The 13,654-nt window shown below is 65.1% G+C and carries 16 protein-coding genes; 4 read left to right on the top strand and 12 right to left on the bottom strand.

Going from position 1 to position 13,654, the window contains the following annotated elements; all coding sequences use genetic code 11:
• Positions 1-3: 3 nt before the first annotated feature.
• Positions 4-768 carry an SDR family NAD(P)-dependent oxidoreductase gene (locus OG203_RS42555; RefSeq protein ID WP_405162856.1) on the top strand — a complete coding sequence of 255 codons (765 nt, stop codon included), beginning with the start codon at positions 4-6 and terminating at the stop codon, positions 766-768.
• Between the two features lie 25 nt (positions 769-793).
• On the opposite strand, the gene OG203_RS42550 is transcribed toward OG203_RS42555, so the two are convergent.
• From OG203_RS42550 to OG203_RS42515, 8 genes are all read right to left on the bottom strand, one after another.
• Entirely contained in the window at positions 794-1,501 is a 708-nt protein-coding gene (locus OG203_RS42550) for a hypothetical protein (protein WP_405162855.1), read from the bottom strand.
• Positions 1,502-1,514: 13 nt separating this feature from the next.
• Positions 1,515-2,057, bottom strand: coding sequence for a hypothetical protein (locus tag OG203_RS42545; protein ID WP_405162854.1), 543 nt, complete (start codon positions 2,055-2,057; stop codon positions 1,515-1,517).
• Entirely contained in the window at positions 2,057-2,818 is a 762-nt protein-coding gene (locus OG203_RS42540) for a hypothetical protein (protein WP_405162853.1), read from the bottom strand. The genes OG203_RS42545 and OG203_RS42540 overlap by 1 nt, the downstream gene beginning before the upstream one ends.
• Entirely contained in the window at positions 2,815-3,135 is a 321-nt protein-coding gene (locus OG203_RS42535) for a type VII secretion target (protein ID WP_405162852.1), read from the bottom strand. The genes OG203_RS42540 and OG203_RS42535 overlap by 4 nt, the downstream gene beginning before the upstream one ends.
• A gap of 232 nt (positions 3,136-3,367) precedes the next feature.
• Positions 3,368-4,234, bottom strand: a complete 867-nt coding sequence (locus tag OG203_RS42530; RefSeq protein WP_405162851.1) for an SAM-dependent methyltransferase — start codon at positions 4,232-4,234, stop codon at positions 3,368-3,370.
• A 173-nt stretch (positions 4,235-4,407) separates the two neighbouring features.
• Complete coding sequence (locus tag OG203_RS42525) at positions 4,408-5,733, bottom strand: hypothetical protein (RefSeq protein WP_405162850.1); 1,326 nt, start codon at positions 5,731-5,733, stop codon at positions 4,408-4,410.
• Between the two features lie 82 nt (positions 5,734-5,815).
• The gene (locus OG203_RS42520; RefSeq protein WP_405162849.1) at positions 5,816-6,340 is read right to left on the bottom strand and encodes a CAP family protein; all 525 of its coding nucleotides are present in this window, start codon (positions 6,338-6,340) and stop codon (positions 5,816-5,818) included.
• 120 nt (positions 6,341-6,460) lie between these two features.
• Complete coding sequence (locus OG203_RS42515; RefSeq protein ID WP_405162848.1) at positions 6,461-7,162, bottom strand: TetR/AcrR family transcriptional regulator; 702 nt, start codon at positions 7,160-7,162, stop codon at positions 6,461-6,463.
• 100 nt (positions 7,163-7,262) lie between these two features.
• On the opposite strand from OG203_RS42515, the gene OG203_RS42510 reads away from it, so the two are divergent.
• Entirely contained in the window at positions 7,263-8,390 is a 1,128-nt protein-coding gene (locus tag OG203_RS42510) for an FAD-dependent oxidoreductase (RefSeq protein WP_405162847.1), read from the top strand.
• 33 nt (positions 8,391-8,423) lie between these two features.
• On the opposite strand, the gene OG203_RS42505 is transcribed toward OG203_RS42510, so the two are convergent.
• Together OG203_RS42505 and OG203_RS42500 are read right to left on the bottom strand one after the other, a co-directional pair.
• Positions 8,424-9,347, bottom strand: coding sequence for a helix-turn-helix domain-containing protein (locus OG203_RS42505; RefSeq protein ID WP_405162846.1), 924 nt, complete (start codon positions 9,345-9,347; stop codon positions 8,424-8,426).
• A 294-nt stretch (positions 9,348-9,641) separates the two neighbouring features.
• A complete protein-coding gene (locus OG203_RS42500) occupies positions 9,642-10,127 on the bottom strand; it encodes an NADAR family protein (RefSeq protein WP_405162845.1) in 486 nt (161 codons plus the stop codon).
• Positions 10,128-10,308: 181 nt separating this feature from the next.
• On the opposite strand from OG203_RS42500, the gene OG203_RS42495 reads away from it, so the two are divergent.
• Entirely contained in the window at positions 10,309-10,779 is a 471-nt protein-coding gene (locus tag OG203_RS42495) for a GNAT family N-acetyltransferase (protein WP_405162844.1), read from the top strand.
• A 224-nt stretch (positions 10,780-11,003) separates the two neighbouring features.
• Here the strand turns inward: OG203_RS42495 and OG203_RS42490 are convergent, their stop codons facing one another.
• Entirely contained in the window at positions 11,004-12,065 is a 1,062-nt protein-coding gene (locus OG203_RS42490; protein WP_405162843.1) for a cytochrome P450, read from the bottom strand.
• A gap of 78 nt (positions 12,066-12,143) precedes the next feature.
• Positions 12,144-12,221: a tryptorubin family RiPP precursor gene (locus OG203_RS42485; RefSeq protein WP_405168175.1), complete on the bottom strand. Its 78-nt coding sequence runs from the start codon at positions 12,219-12,221 to the stop codon at positions 12,144-12,146.
• A gap of 189 nt (positions 12,222-12,410) precedes the next feature.
• Here OG203_RS42485 and OG203_RS42480 point away from each other — a divergent pair, with 189 nt between their 5' ends.
• Entirely contained in the window at positions 12,411-13,646 is a 1,236-nt protein-coding gene (locus OG203_RS42480) for a cytochrome P450 (RefSeq protein WP_405162842.1), read from the top strand.
• Positions 13,647-13,654 lie beyond the last annotated feature (8 nt).

The raw sequence follows: 13,654 nt of genomic DNA, 5'->3' as shown, positions 1-13,654 counted from the left end.
GACATGGGCAATCTCGATGGAAAGGTCGCACTGGTCACCGGCGGCAGCCGCGGCATCGGGCGCGGCATCGCCGAACGTCTTGCTCGCGACGGCGCCCTGGTCGCGGTCCACTACGGCAGTAACGAAGCGGCGGCGAAGGAGACCGCCGAGTCCATCACCGCGGCCGGTGGGCAGGCGTTCCTCGTTGCCGCCGAACTCGGCGTCCCCGACGACGTGGACACGCTCATGGCCGCACTGGAAACCGGCCTGCGCGCACACGGGAAGTCCGCGATCGACATTCTGGTGCACAACGCGGGCCTGAACATCATGGGTAGACCGATCGAGGCCCTCACTCCCGAGGAGTTCGACCGGATGGTCGCCGTCAACGTCAAGGCGCCGTTCTTTCTCACCCAGCGGCTACTGCCCCTGCTGCGTGATGGCGGCCGGATCATCAACATCTCGTCGGTCTCCACCCGGGTCGCCTCGGCCCACGGCATCGGCTATCCGATGACCAAGGGTGCGCTCGACGTCTTCAGCCACAGCTTGGCCAAGTACCTCGGCCCGCGCGGCATCACCGTCAATTCCGTCGGCGTCGGCTTCACCCACACCGACATGACCGCTGCGGCGCTGGCCGATCCGGCGAACGTCGAACGCAACCTCAGCCTGACCGCGCTAGGCCGAATCGGCCAGGTCCCCGACATCGCCGACGCCATCGCCTTCCTCGCCTCCGACGACGCCCGCTGGATCACCGGCACCAAGCTCGACGTCACCGGCGGCGTCGGCCTGTAAACATCGCCGAGGAGACGCGCCACATTCAGTCGTCTCGTATCGCCATGGCCTGCAATGCTTTACGAAAGTGCGGGTGCGCTTGGACAAAGGCGAACCGCTCGTCATAGATCGGCCGGAACACCGCTGGCTCGGTTCCCCTCCCCAGCAGCATCAGCACCACGCAGACGCCGATGGGAATCGAGCCAGGGAAGAACGCCCATACCAAGGGTTCGACCACTGTCTGAAAGTCGGCCTTGTACCCGGCCCAGGCGGCAACGATCAGGATCGTCAAGGTGAGCAGGTTCGCGGCCATCACCGCAGCGATCACCGCGGCGATGCGGCGGGCGCGTCGGCCAGCGCGTTCGCACCGGTCGCAGACCGGCCAGTCACCGACGAGGATCGTCGACATCGGTGAGAGCTGCTTGGTCGGCCAATTCGCCACAGAGACCCGATGGAACCGGGGATGTTGCTTCGAGTCGTAGAAACACACCCTGATCGGCGCACGTGCCACCGCGGCCCGCCCATGCCGACTGCAAACGTCAGGAAGTTCCTGAGCGATCTCCAATTCGAGCGGTTCGACAGTCCGCGTCACCACATCCTGATACAGGCGTTCGGTGCGCGGCAGGGGTTCTCGGCAGCGGCGCAGCGTGACCGTCACATCGCCCGCGCCGCTCCATGGCCGTTGATACGTCATCGGCGGTCCGCCCCGCCGGTCGTCACCGGCGGGGCCGTCTACTTGATCGTGGCGGACCATCAGTCCTCCCTGTTCATTGCAGCCAGCCCCGTTGACGCCGGTCCCGGTAGTAGACGTCGTCGTCATCGGGTTCGTCGGGGGTGACGATCCGCTCGCGGTCGGGTTTGCGCGTTCCGGGAATCACATTGCGGGGCACCCCAGGATCGCTGAGGTACGCGGCCACGGGTGTCGAATCTGGCGGTACTGCCGATGTCGGGCTTGCCCCGGGCCTAGGAGGTGATGTTTCCGGGGCAGACGACGGGTCGGGGACCTCATTGCGATAAGTCTCCAGAATCTGTTCCCCGGCGCGAGCCAGCCGCTGCATGTCCTCGGGCGTTCTACTCGCGCTATCGGCAGCGATCTTCGACATCGCAGCCTCACTGAGCCGGGTGAACGATTCGCTGCGGGCCAGATCTCGCAGGCTGCCCTGCCCGTTCATGATCTCGCGCAGCTGCTTCTGCAGGTCTTTGTCGATCCCTGGACTGTCGGCGAGAATCTTCAAGGCCTTCGACAGGTGACGTGACACACCGATATCGTTGCCGACCAGGTCGAGCATCGGCTCGTTGTCGCGCTTCATCACGACACACCGGGATGATCGTATGAAGAGGCGGGGAGCGCGGGAATCTTCGAAGCTTCCATCGCGGCGCTGATTCCCCCCGACATCACCCCGACCAGTGCCTCGGAAGCATTCACCATGTGGCCGAGGTTGCCGACGATCTTGACAACCCGGGTCGCCATGTAGACGGCCAGAGCCGCGGAGACAGCCTCCAGCGCCGCTGCGGCACCGGCGCCGACGACGGTCGAAGCCGATGCGATGGCCGCAGCTTGAGTGACCGCCCATTCGATGGCGAGATCGCCGAGAGTCTGTACCAGGTCGGCGATTCCGTTGGCCATACCGTAGGAGGCGAGCGCGTACGCGGAGATCTCGTCGGCGACTTTGCTCAAGGCGTCGGCTTGGCCGTCGAGAGCTGTGGTCAGCGACGAGAAATACGAGCGTGCGCTCTCTGCCGCGTTTCCCTGCCAGGACGTCTCCGCGTTCTTCATCGCGGCATCGATTGCCTCGTGGTAGGCCTGGTTGTACTCGGCCAGCTTGCCGATCGCGTCAGCGGACTTTTGCAGCGCGACCCAGTCTCCGGAGAGATTGTTGGTGATCGTTGCGAGGCAGTTGAAGCCGCCGCCGTCCACGAAAGGGCTTGTCGCCATGGCAATGAGGTTGTTGAGGTGATACGTCAAGCTGGTGCCGTTGCCGCTGATGATGAGCTCGACATAGTCGTGGATTGGATCCGAGGATTGCGGTTCGGACAACTTTTCGACGGGATAGGCGGTCGATGTCGTCACTTGCCGGACCTTCCGTAGTACGCGTCCATCTTCTTGGCTCGCTCAAAGTCGGTGGTCCGGTACATGCGCGAGGCCTTGGTGAGTTCGGTAGACGAGTTGTCGGTCACTGTGCCCAAGCGCTCGTAGTTCGCCTTCAACTGATCACACGCCTGTTGCAGCTGATCGAGTACGGGCTCGAGGACGAGACCACCACGGTTTTGGACTTCGAGCCACTTCTGGGAGTAGGCGACGGCCTGACTGTTGTCTTCGGCAATCTTCCACAACCCACGAGCCGCCAAGTCCACGTCGTCGGGGCTGACTCGGAAATCTCCAGACATCCATCCACCTACTGATTCTGTGGTCGTCGCTCTTGCAGCGAAGCGCGGGTAACTAACTCCTGCAAAGTATCTGACGCAGCTCGATGCTCATCGGTTCCATCGAGTCGGCGCAGGCCTTAGCCGATGCGTGCGTACGACATCGTCGTCAGGACGGCTGTCCGATCGACTTCTCCCCCAGTGCCATCCATGGCTACACGAGCACGCTGCCACAGCCGCGTATCGCGGGCGGGGTTCAGGGTTTGCGCAGGATTCCGCCGTATTCGTAGACGTTGGTGCGGCGTTCGGTGGCGCCGATGTATCGGCGCAGGGGCTCGGGGACCGGTTCGAGGGGTGGCTGGTTTGGGTCGGGGCGCCAGTCGACGAGGTTGACGAGGCCGGGGGTGATCTGTTCGAGGCCGTCGAACAGGGCGTCTACCTCGGCGGGGGTACGGCTCTGCCAGGGGATTCCGGAGGCGTCGATCTTCGCGGCGAACGCTTCGCCGAGGGTGGGGTCGTCGCTGACGACCTGAGAGAAGGCGAGGTGGCTGCCGGGCACCGCGACGTTATCGATGATGTGCCGCAACACATGTCGCGCGCCCTTGCCGACCTTGTCGAAGTCTTTGAGGTGATGGCCGACGGACAGGAACAGCACGGCGACCGGCTCGGTGAAGTCGATGAGGTGTCCGACATCGGGGTCGGCGAGGATCAATTCGGGCGTGCGCATGTCGGCGGTGACGACGGTGGTGCTCGCCCGGTAGTCGGCGAGCAGCGCGCGGCCGTGCGCAAGGACGATGGGGTCGATATCGACGTAGACGACGCGCGCGTCCGGGTTGAACCGCTGGGCGACCTGGTGGACGTTGTTGTCGGTCGGCAGTCCGCACCCCATGTCGAGAAACTGGCTGATGCCAGCTTCCTCGACCAGATAGCGGACCGCGCGGTAGAGGAATTGGCGGTTCTGACGCGCGATGTCGACGCATTCCGGAAACCGACCAAGCATATAGAGGAGGATGTCTTGGTCGGCCTGGTAAATGTCCTTGCCGCCCAGCATCCACCCGTAGGCGCGCGCTGAGGTGGGCCGATCGAACGAGATCGCCCGATCGTCCCTGTCGCTCGAGCTCATCGTGACGTCCTCTCACCCTGCGCTACGCAGCTGAGCGCTGGCTTCGATGTGGCTATCTCCACCACATCGAGCACGACAGCTGGTTCGAGTCGTCAGCCGCTGCACGCGTCTCCACGAATATAGCGGTACTCAGGTGATTTGGACGCAGACTGCGTACCTTGGGCCGAGCCCGTTCAGGCCCTCCCCGAGTCCGCGGCGGTCAGGAACAGATTGGTGAGTTGGGTGATGATCGCGTCCCGGTTTCCGTCGAACTCCGGACTGGTCAATCCGGTCTCCGATAGCCCATCGAGCACCGGGGTGTGGATGTGACCACCGGGCATGTCTGCACCCACTACGTCGCGCAATAGTGTTGCGCGATAGGCACTTTCGTTGGACAGGTAACTTCCACCGCCGCCTGCCCAGGCGGTCGAGTCCGGCGGCGGGCCGTCGGGAACGGGGACGCTCGGTATGGTGGGCAATCCGCAGGCCGTGATGACCGGCAGTGCGGGAAGGAAGGGCAGTGCGGTATCCACCGAGGTGCGCACCTTGACCGGGAACGGCCCGGGAACGGCTGCCATCTCCGGTAGCGGCAAGGTCGATCGAGTCCACTGCGGTTCCGCACCCGCGGCAGCCGCGGTATTGGGGACGCGGCCCAGGTAGCAGATGGATTCGTTGTCTGCCTTTCCGCCGCGCCACGACCCGTTGGTCTGCTCGAGGTCGAATTCGCCGGGGCTGCCGACGCTGACCGTGGCGAACAGGTCCACCCGGTCGGCGCCGTCGGTCAAGAACGGCCGCAGGGTCTGTTCGACGACGCCGTCGCCGAAGTCACGCCAGCGCACCGGGAGCATCGCGGCGGCGAATTCGACACGGCCGTGGTCGGTTTCGATGATCTTGCCGTTCAACGCAAGGGCCGCCGCGCCGGACGGATTCCCACCTCTGATGTCGGTGTCCAACTTGAAGGGGTCGAAGCCGGTGATCAACATATGCCGGGTGGTCGAGCGGGGCGTCGAGAATGCGATGGCATCCTGGCCGCGACCGGAGTGGTCGATCGCCGCGACGAGATCCGCGCGCTGCTGTGCGGACAATCCGAACGACGGCTTCCACTGCCGCACCGACGCCACTTCGGCCAGCCGAGCCCAATACAGCGGCCGATCGTCGCTCGCGGATAGCGAGCCGCTCGACTGCTTGCCCTGGGCCCGGCCGACCGCGTGGTGCCACAGCTTTCGCGCATCGGCGGTGGCCAACGCGAGTGCCGCAGGGTAATCCGTCGTCGAACAGAGATCCGATACGAACGATTGCACGAGGTCGGTGAAGCCGCCGCCCTCGATCAGCGCGGCTGGCTCCGGCCTGCGCAAGCGCGCTTCCTCCGGACCGAGCTGGATCGACTGATCGATGCATTCGGCGGCGGGAATCCCTTCCGGGGCAACGTCATTGCCAGCTGCCGCGGGACCGCCGAGGGCAATCGGCGCGATCAGCGCTATGACGACCGTCGACAGTCCCGCACGGATATTGCTCAGCAATGACGTTCCTCTCCCAGTGCTTCCCGAACCGCGTGCAACGTAGCTATGCGGCCGAAATATGTTCTATGCCAACATATTCAGCTCAGTTTTGGGGCCGCCCGACGTTCTCCGGGAACTGCCCATCGACGTTCCCCGGCGGCGTGAAGCGAGCCACGATGAAGGTGCTCGGCTGAGCGAAGATGGTGCCCGCCGGACACGAGCCGATGCCAACGGTCATCTGCGTGCTACCTTTCCACACGACCTGGGTGAAGTGTCCGGTCGCGGACGAAAAGCCGGGATGGTTGTAGTCGTACGCGCTCGCCTCGGCCATCCAGCTCTGCACCGCGTCATCGAAACTGACGTTACCGGTCCCGGCATACAGGTTCTCCCCATAGCGGCCGCCCGAATCGGAGTGCTCGAACTTGCACGCCTCGGCGTATTGCTTTGTGCTGGAAGACAAATCGGCGTTCCACGTCAGTGCGGATGCTCCGTACTTCGCACGCGAGGCGTTCACCACGGACAGCATCTGATCGTTGGACGTGTCCGCACCGGCCGGAACGGCGCCGACAACCGACCCCGCGGCGAGGGCCACCAGGACACCGGCAATCGTTGACCACAACTTCTTCATTCGATTTCCTTCCGATTGGTAGAGACACCGAGCGCAAGCAAGGTTAGGGCTACGTGGCCGATGCCACAAGAGACTGCTCCCCACACGGCATCGGGCAGATGTGCTGCGCTGCAGCGCCTCTCACCCGTTGGACAGGTGCAGGGCGGTGATGCCGGTGAGGACGAGATCGATCCCGGCGAGGAACTGCTCGCGGTCGTCGTGCTCGCGCAGTTGATCCGCGACGGCCCGGGTGAACGGGTAGTCGTCCGGGTCGAGGTCTTCCCATGCCGTCGAGGCGGCGTCGAGGAACTCGGCGCGGCCGACACCGGGACCGAGATCGCGACCGTTCGCGACGTTCTGACTGGTGGCGCCGAGGATGTAGTGCACAAGTGCCGAGGTCGCCGTGAACCAGTTACCCGCTGGCACGCCCAGCGCGCGGACCTGCCGACCGATGCTTTCGAAGATCCGCGGCGTCACCGCCCCCCAGGGACTGCGGGAGAACTGCAAAGCGAGTTGGGTAGCGAACCACGCGTGTTCGTCGATCGCGTCGAACAGGGCGAGCGCGACGGCGCGGATCTCGTCCTGCGGTGAGCCCGCGGACTCGGCGGGCGCGCCGGCCAGCGCGGCGACGACGACGGCGTCGGTCGCGGCGGCGAGCAGCTCCCCCTTGTTCGCCACATGCCAGTAGATCGCCCCGGGCCCGGTGGCGAGGCGCTCGGTCAGCGTCCGGAACGTCAGCCCGCCCTCGCCCGCCGCGTCGAGCAGCTCGACGGCGGCCTCGACGATGCGTTCCCGGGAGAGCGCCTCTGTACGTCGTTCCGCCTTGCGTGTCCGCGGTGCCATGCCGCCATCTTGACATGTCTGGAGCGTTGTTCCAACATATTAGCCTGGAACGACATTCCATAGATGGCCGCGAGACGGCCTCGCCCCTGAAGGAGCCACCATGCCCACTCCCGTCACGATCATCGGCGCCGGACTCGGCGGCCTCACCCTGGCCCGCGTCCTGCACGTGCACGGCATCCCGGTCACCGTCTACGAGGCGGAACCCTCGCCGACGGCCCGCTCGCAGGGCGGGATGCTCGACATTCACGACTACAACGGACAGCTCGCCCTCGCGGCGGCCGGACTGATGGACGAGTTCCGCAGCCTCGTTTTGGACGGCCGTCAGGCGATTCGCGTTCTCGACCAGGACGGGACCCTCCTGTTCGACCAACCCGACGACGGCACGGGCGGACGCCCCGAGGTGCAGCGCGGCGCGCTGCGACAGATCCTGCTCGACTCGCTACCCGGCGACACCGTCCGATGGGGCCACAAGGTCAGCGAAGTCCGCGCACTCGGCGCGGGGCGTCACGAGGTGAGCTTCGCCGACGGCGGCACCGTGGTCACCAGCTTGCTGGTGGGCGCGGACGGCGCTTGGTCGCGAGTCCGTCCGCTGCTCTCCGACGCGGTACCCGAGTACTTCGGCAGGTCGTTCATCGAGACCTATCTGTTCGATAGCGAAACCAGGCACCCCGCCGCCGCGAAGGCGGTCGGCGGCGGGTCGATGTTCGCGCTCGCGCCGGGCAAAGGGATCCAGGCGCATCGCGAAAGCGGCGACACGCTGCACACCTACGTGGTGCTCACCGAGTCGCGGGACTGGTTCGCCACCATCGATTTCACCGATGCCGCCGCGGCCGCCGCGCGGATCGCGCACGAATTCGACGGCTGGGCACCCGAACTCACCGCGCTGATCACCGACAGCGATACCGCGCCGGTCCTGCGCCCCCTCTACGCGCTGCCGATCGAACACCGGTGGGACCGCGTGCCGGGGGTGACCTTGCTCGGCGACGCCGCGCACGTCGCCGCCTCGAACGGCGAGGGAGCCAACCTGGCCATGTACGACGGCGCCGAGCTCGGCAAGGCCCTTGCCGCACATCCCGATGACGTCGAGGCCGCGCTCACCGAATACGAGCAGGCCATGTTCCCGCGCAGTACCGAGGCCGCCGCCGATGGCACCCAACTTCACGAGTCCCTCTTCGGCGACAACGCGCCCTACAGCCTGGTCACCGAGTTCACTGGCCAGACCGCATGAGCCACTAGCCGAACAGCTTGCGCCGGACGCGATTCACAGCTTCGCGGCCGCGGCCATTATCAGCGCACGCGATCGTTCCGGCGTCTCGGCCTGTACGGCGAGCCGGTCCATCACCTCGCGATAGAGGTGGAGGTCCTCGCGACGGTCAAGATACAGCGCGGTGGTCAGCTGTTCCAGGTAGACGATGTCGGGCAGTTCCAGCTCGGCGAAGCGCAGCATCGTGAACGAACTGCCTGCCGCCGCGTTGCCGCCGGACTCGTAGGACAGCACCTGGATGATGACCCGCGAATTGTGCGACATCTCCACCAGATGCTCGAGCTGTTCGCGCAATACCTTCGCGCCACCGACCGGCCGATGCAACACGGCCTCATCCACCACCGCCCACAGCGTCGGCCCGCCACGGACATCCAGGATCTCCTGGCGCTTGGTGCGCAACTCCACCCGTCGAGCCGCCTGGACGTCGAGACTCGGCCGATCGGGTCGACGCGGCCACTCGGAGTTGTCGTAGCCGACCGCGACAACGGCGGTGGCGTAGTCCGCGGTTTGCAGCAACCCCGGAACCAGTTGTCCTTCAAAGGTTCTGATCGTCCGCGCCGCGCCCTCCAACCCGAGGTAGGTCTCGAACCAGGACGGCAGCAGATCGTTGTATCGATGCCACCAGCCCGGCTCATTGGCCTTGAGAGCCAGATCTACCAGGAGTTCCCGCTGGTCGGCATCGGTGACCCCGTACAGTGCCAACAGATCTACGACGTCGCGTTCCTTGAATCCGGTGCGGCCGAGTTCGAGGCGGCTGATCTTGGCGGAGGAGCCGCGGATGTGATCGCCTGCGGCTTGCGGCGTGATGCCGCGGCCCTCACGCAGCTTGCGTAATTGACCGCCGACCGCGATGCGCAGCGCCGTCGGGCCGCGTTCCGCGACACTCGAATCGACACCGATGCGGTCCGGTTCTGCGGCCATGAGCGTCCACTCCGATGTTTGAAGACCACCAGCGGTGCGCGCCCGTTACCTTCGCAAACCACACCGCGTTCACCCTGATGATATCGCTCGAGTACGACAGATCAATCGAACCCCGACCGAAACGAGACGGATGTTCGCGCGAGGCCGAACCGTCCATCGATCGACGGTACAAAACCGGCTTCGACCGTTAGCTGACGATTACCAACATGCTGGTCGGCATGGTTCCCGGCTGGCGGGAGCCCACCGTGGCCGAATCACGCTGCTGGAGAATGCCATTCCAGCTCGCCACCTCGATCACCGGTCCAGCCGTGACCGGGCCTCCATCAGAGCGAAACCGAGCAAGTTCAGACCGCGCCAGCGCGCGGGATCGGTCGCGTGTTCGTCCGTCGCGGCCAGCCCGATACCCCAAACACGGTCTACCGGGCTGGCTTCGACCAACACCCGCTTGTTCGTGCCGAGAAGGTACGACCGCAGTTCCGCATACTGCCCAAACTTAGCCACGCTGCCCTCGACGACCACCTCGAAACACTCAGCTGCCCACGTCCGCTCATCGAAACCGCGCACCAGCCGACCCAACCGCTTCGCCTCCGCCGGGCTACGCGCCGCCACTATCCGCCCCCGCGTTTCCTTGTCACCGAAGATCCGGGCCTTTTCCGCCATCATCCAGTGTTCGGCGGAGGGGTAGGTCGTTCCATCGACGACGAAGGGAGACGGCCACCACTGACTCAAACAGCTCGCCCCCACTCCCCCACCCTCCAATGGCCGATGACCCCAGAACATAAGCCATTTCGGATGAGCCCCCGCCCGGACCGCCGTGACGAGCCCCTCTCGACTACGGCAGCCCACCGCTGTCTCCAACCTCATACCGACGATCCTCGCATCCGACACCGACAACCAGCCACCCAATAACCTGACCACGGGCGATATCGCGCCAACGTCGCCGGTGTGCAACGCTGATTCGATGCCTGTAGCCCTGCGCCACTTGGACGCCCGCCGCTTACCCGCCTGGCTCGCGCACAGTCGAGACGAGTACACCAAAGATCTTGTCGTGATGGGCCAGTCGCCCGAGGACGCCTACCAGCAAGCTGGCGAAAGCCTGGCCCGCTCCTTCCCCTCCGGCATGCCGAAGCCGGGCCACGTGGTCTTCGACGTGATCGATGACGCCGAGACAATCGTCGGCTACCTCTGGATCGGACCAGCCAGCAGCGGCCTCGTCGGCGCCTGGTGGATCTGGGACATCACGATCGACGCCGACAAGCGCGGCCAGGGCCTCGGTCGAAAGGCCATGCTCCTCGGCGAGCAATACGCCCGAACACAGGGCGCCACCACCCTCGGCCTCAACGTCTTCGGCTTCAACACAGGCGCCAGAGCCCTCTACGAATCACTCGGCTACGAAACAACCTCGATCAAGATGCTCAAGAAACTCGACTGACATTCCGGGTAACGGGCGGAGTTCGGTGCTCCCACGGCGGAATCTCGCGTCGTGGGTTCGGGCTACCAGGCCAGCTCACCTTCGACGCTCGGCTACCGAGACCTCGGTCAGGCGTACGACCGAGGAACGGCGCCCTCGCGTGAGCGTAACTGTTTCTGCCGCACGAGCATTCGCGACCCAGGCGGCCTTGCGATAAGCCTGGAGCATGCCCGCAGGGCATGAACCTACTGTGCCACAGGCGATCCAGCGCACACCCGCACGGACGCGATCTCGAGCAGTCCGTCGAGTTCGACCTTTCCGACGGTCTGGTTCGGGTCGACTCGGAGGCCGTCGCGACGTGCGAGGTCGAGTACGCGTTCGGCCAGTGGCATGACCATGTGACGGCCCCAGCATCGTTCCGACACATGGCCGAACGGGAGGTAGCCGGGGTGACTCTCGGGGTCGAGGCTGTCCCATCGTTCGGGGCGGAACGCGTCGGGGGCCTCCCAGAGCCGCGGGTCGCGCTGGCTGAGCAGGGGAAGCAGGAGGAGGTCGTCGCCAACGTCGATCCGTGCGTCGACCGCCGAATACTCAGATCCCTTGAGGCGCAGGAGATTCCAGGACGGCGGCAGCAATCGCAGGGCCTCGAGCAGGATGTTGCGATTCGAGGTTTCGGGATCGAGCGGCGACGCCAGCCACAGGGCGCTGGTGACCAGAGCGGCCACCGTGAAACACACCGGCGCCGCGACCCTGCGATACAGGTACATGGCGTATTGGCGATCGCGAAAATCGTTGGCCTGGAACACCTGGGTCGCCAACTTCGACAGCGGTCGCTCCTGCCCCGTTCTGCCGATCAGCGCGGCACCCGAGATAACCACCGACCAGGTCAGCTTCGGCGTCAACTCGAGCCTGCGATCGACGAGCACCCGGAAGCGCATATCTTCACGGCCGAAGACGAGATCGCGAACGTAGTCGTGCGCCCGCTGCGGCCAGACGCCGACGAGCGGGCCATCGGCATCGAGCGGAGCCTTCAACGCTGTGCGCACGTCCACGCTGACGGCCTGCATGAATGTGGCGGCATCGGCCCGGCTGACCAGCCGCCGACGCACGGGCTTGAAGGTCGGGCGTTCGTCGTGCCGTGCTGGCCTGGCGCCGAGTACCGCGTCCATCAGGTCGGCTCCGGCGATGCCGATGGTGTCGGGCTCGAGCCGAAACAGGTCCGTACCACGGTACTTTTCGAAGAGCTCGGCGATTCGCGGCGCGAAGACAACGGTCCGTGAATTTCCGGCACTGTGCCGTATGGACATGACGACTCCTGGATGACAAGTGGGACTCGCGCCCGACGGGGTAACAGGCGGGCGCGAGTGCAACAACTAGCTGGAGGGTCAGAGCCACCCGTACCAGGCGTACTTCTTCAGGCTCTTCTCCTGCTTCATCCTTTTGACCATACGTACGAGAGTCATGACTCCACCTCTGGGTTGTGAGCGTGTTCGGTGCGTGCACCTGGTTCACAGGTACTCGCCGAGCGTATGTGAAACTTGTTACGCGGCAGTGTCTTTTCGTAAGAAATAGATTCATATGATAGTTTTGTGACGGAAAAATTACGCGTCGTGCGTACCGTGGAAGATCGGGAAATCTTGCACACTCGGCGAATGGCTAAGGCGCCCATGGATATCGCGACCTCGACACCCATCGAAACGCTGGACGACGACTTCTACGCTGATCCGCACGCGCACTACCACCGTTGGCGAGAACGAGGCCCGGTGCTGCGCGTACAGGCGCCCACCGGAGTGGTGGCCTGGCTGGTCGTGGGTTACGCCGAAGCCCGTGCCGCACTGCGGGACTCGCGGTTGCGCAAGAGCGCCGACGGAATCGAAGAGCTCTTCCGCCGCAAGCATCCCGAGGCGCCCGCGAACGCGCCGCTCGCCAACCTCGATCACAACCTGTCCAACAGTGACTCGCCCCAACATGTCCGGTTGCGCAAGCTCGTCAACAAAGCCTTCACCACGAGGGTCATCGCCGAGCTGCGGCCGCACATCGAGGAGACCACCAACTCGCTACTCGACGAGATGGCCGAACACGACGAGGTCGACCTGCTCGCGACATTCGTGCTGCCGCTGCCGGTCCGGATGATCTGCGACATGCTCGGGGTGCCACGCGACGATGTGCCCGGGTTCCAGCGTTGGGCCGGTGAGCTTTTCCAGATCGTCGGTGACGAGCGTGCCGAGGCATTTCGTGAGTTGCGTTCCTATCTACGGGGATTGGTGGCGCGAAAGCGGGCCGACCCGGGCGTCGATCTGCTCTCCAAGCTGATACACGCCCGTGCCGACGGTGAATCGCTCACCGAAGCCGAGCTGTTGGACATGGCCGTCCTGCTGCTGGTGTCCGGTCACGGAACGACGGTGGACCTGCTGACAACCGGGTCCCTCGCACTGCTGCGCGACGATTCGCTGTCGCAGACGTTGCGTGCGAACCCGTCGGCGCTGCCCAGTGCCGTGGACGAGTTCCTGCGATTCGAAGGCCCGATCCACTTCTCCACCATCCGCTACACCGCCGAACCGGCGCGGATCGGCGATGTGCAGATCCCCGCGGGCGAATTCGTGTATGTGGCCGTTGCCGCCGCGAACCATGACCCTGCGTATGTCACCGAGCCCGACCGTCTCGACATCGGGCGCGATGCCAGCCAGCATCTGGGTTTCGGTCACGGCGCCCACTTCTGCGTCGGCGCGCCCCTGGCGCGGATGGAGGCGACGGTGGCGTTCTCCGCTCTGCTCCAGCGCTTCCCGGACCTGCGACTGGCAGGCCAGTACTCAGATCTGGTCTGGCACAACAAGTTCGGCTTCCCCACCCTCACCGGACTTCCGGTGCGCCTTGACCCCGCCGTGTAGTGCTAGAA

It is taken from the genome of Nocardia sp. NBC_01499, assembly GCF_045040275.1.
In the GTDB taxonomy this organism is placed as follows: domain Bacteria; phylum Actinomycetota; class Actinomycetes; order Mycobacteriales; family Mycobacteriaceae; genus Nocardia.
The sequence above is the reverse complement of the archived record's forward strand: the minus strand, read 5'-3'. Positions and strand labels throughout refer to the sequence as shown.

Coding starts and splice junctions, on each gene's coding strand:
- OG203_RS42555 (WP_405162856.1), top strand. CDS start 4: ATGGGCAATCTCGATGGAAAGGTCGCACTGGTCACCGGCGGCAGCCGC.
- OG203_RS42550 (WP_405162855.1), bottom strand. CDS start 1,501: ATGGTCCGCCACGATCAAGTAGACGGCCCCGCCGGTGACGACCGGCGG.
- OG203_RS42545 (WP_405162854.1), bottom strand. CDS start 2,057: ATGAAGCGCGACAACGAGCCGATGCTCGACCTGGTCGGCAACGATATC.
- OG203_RS42535 (WP_405162852.1), bottom strand. CDS start 3,135: ATGTCTGGAGATTTCCGAGTCAGCCCCGACGACGTGGACTTGGCGGCT.
- OG203_RS42530 (WP_405162851.1), bottom strand. CDS start 4,234: ATGAGCTCGAGCGACAGGGACGATCGGGCGATCTCGTTCGATCGGCCC.
- OG203_RS42520 (WP_405162849.1), bottom strand. CDS start 6,340: ATGAAGAAGTTGTGGTCAACGATTGCCGGTGTCCTGGTGGCCCTCGCC.
- OG203_RS42515 (WP_405162848.1), bottom strand. CDS start 7,162: ATGGCACCGCGGACACGCAAGGCGGAACGACGTACAGAGGCGCTCTCC.
- OG203_RS42510 (WP_405162847.1), top strand. CDS start 7,263: ATGCCCACTCCCGTCACGATCATCGGCGCCGGACTCGGCGGCCTCACC.
- OG203_RS42505 (WP_405162846.1), bottom strand. CDS start 9,347: ATGGCCGCAGAACCGGACCGCATCGGTGTCGATTCGAGTGTCGCGGAA.
- OG203_RS42500 (WP_405162845.1), bottom strand. CDS start 10,127: ATGTTCTGGGGTCATCGGCCATTGGAGGGTGGGGGAGTGGGGGCGAGC.
- OG203_RS42495 (WP_405162844.1), top strand. CDS start 10,309: ATGCCTGTAGCCCTGCGCCACTTGGACGCCCGCCGCTTACCCGCCTGG.
- OG203_RS42490 (WP_405162843.1), bottom strand. CDS start 12,065: ATGTCCATACGGCACAGTGCCGGAAATTCACGGACCGTTGTCTTCGCG.
- OG203_RS42485 (WP_405168175.1), bottom strand. CDS start 12,221: ATGACTCTCGTACGTATGGTCAAAAGGATGAAGCAGGAGAAGAGCCTG.
- OG203_RS42480 (WP_405162842.1), top strand. CDS start 12,411: ATGGCTAAGGCGCCCATGGATATCGCGACCTCGACACCCATCGAAACG.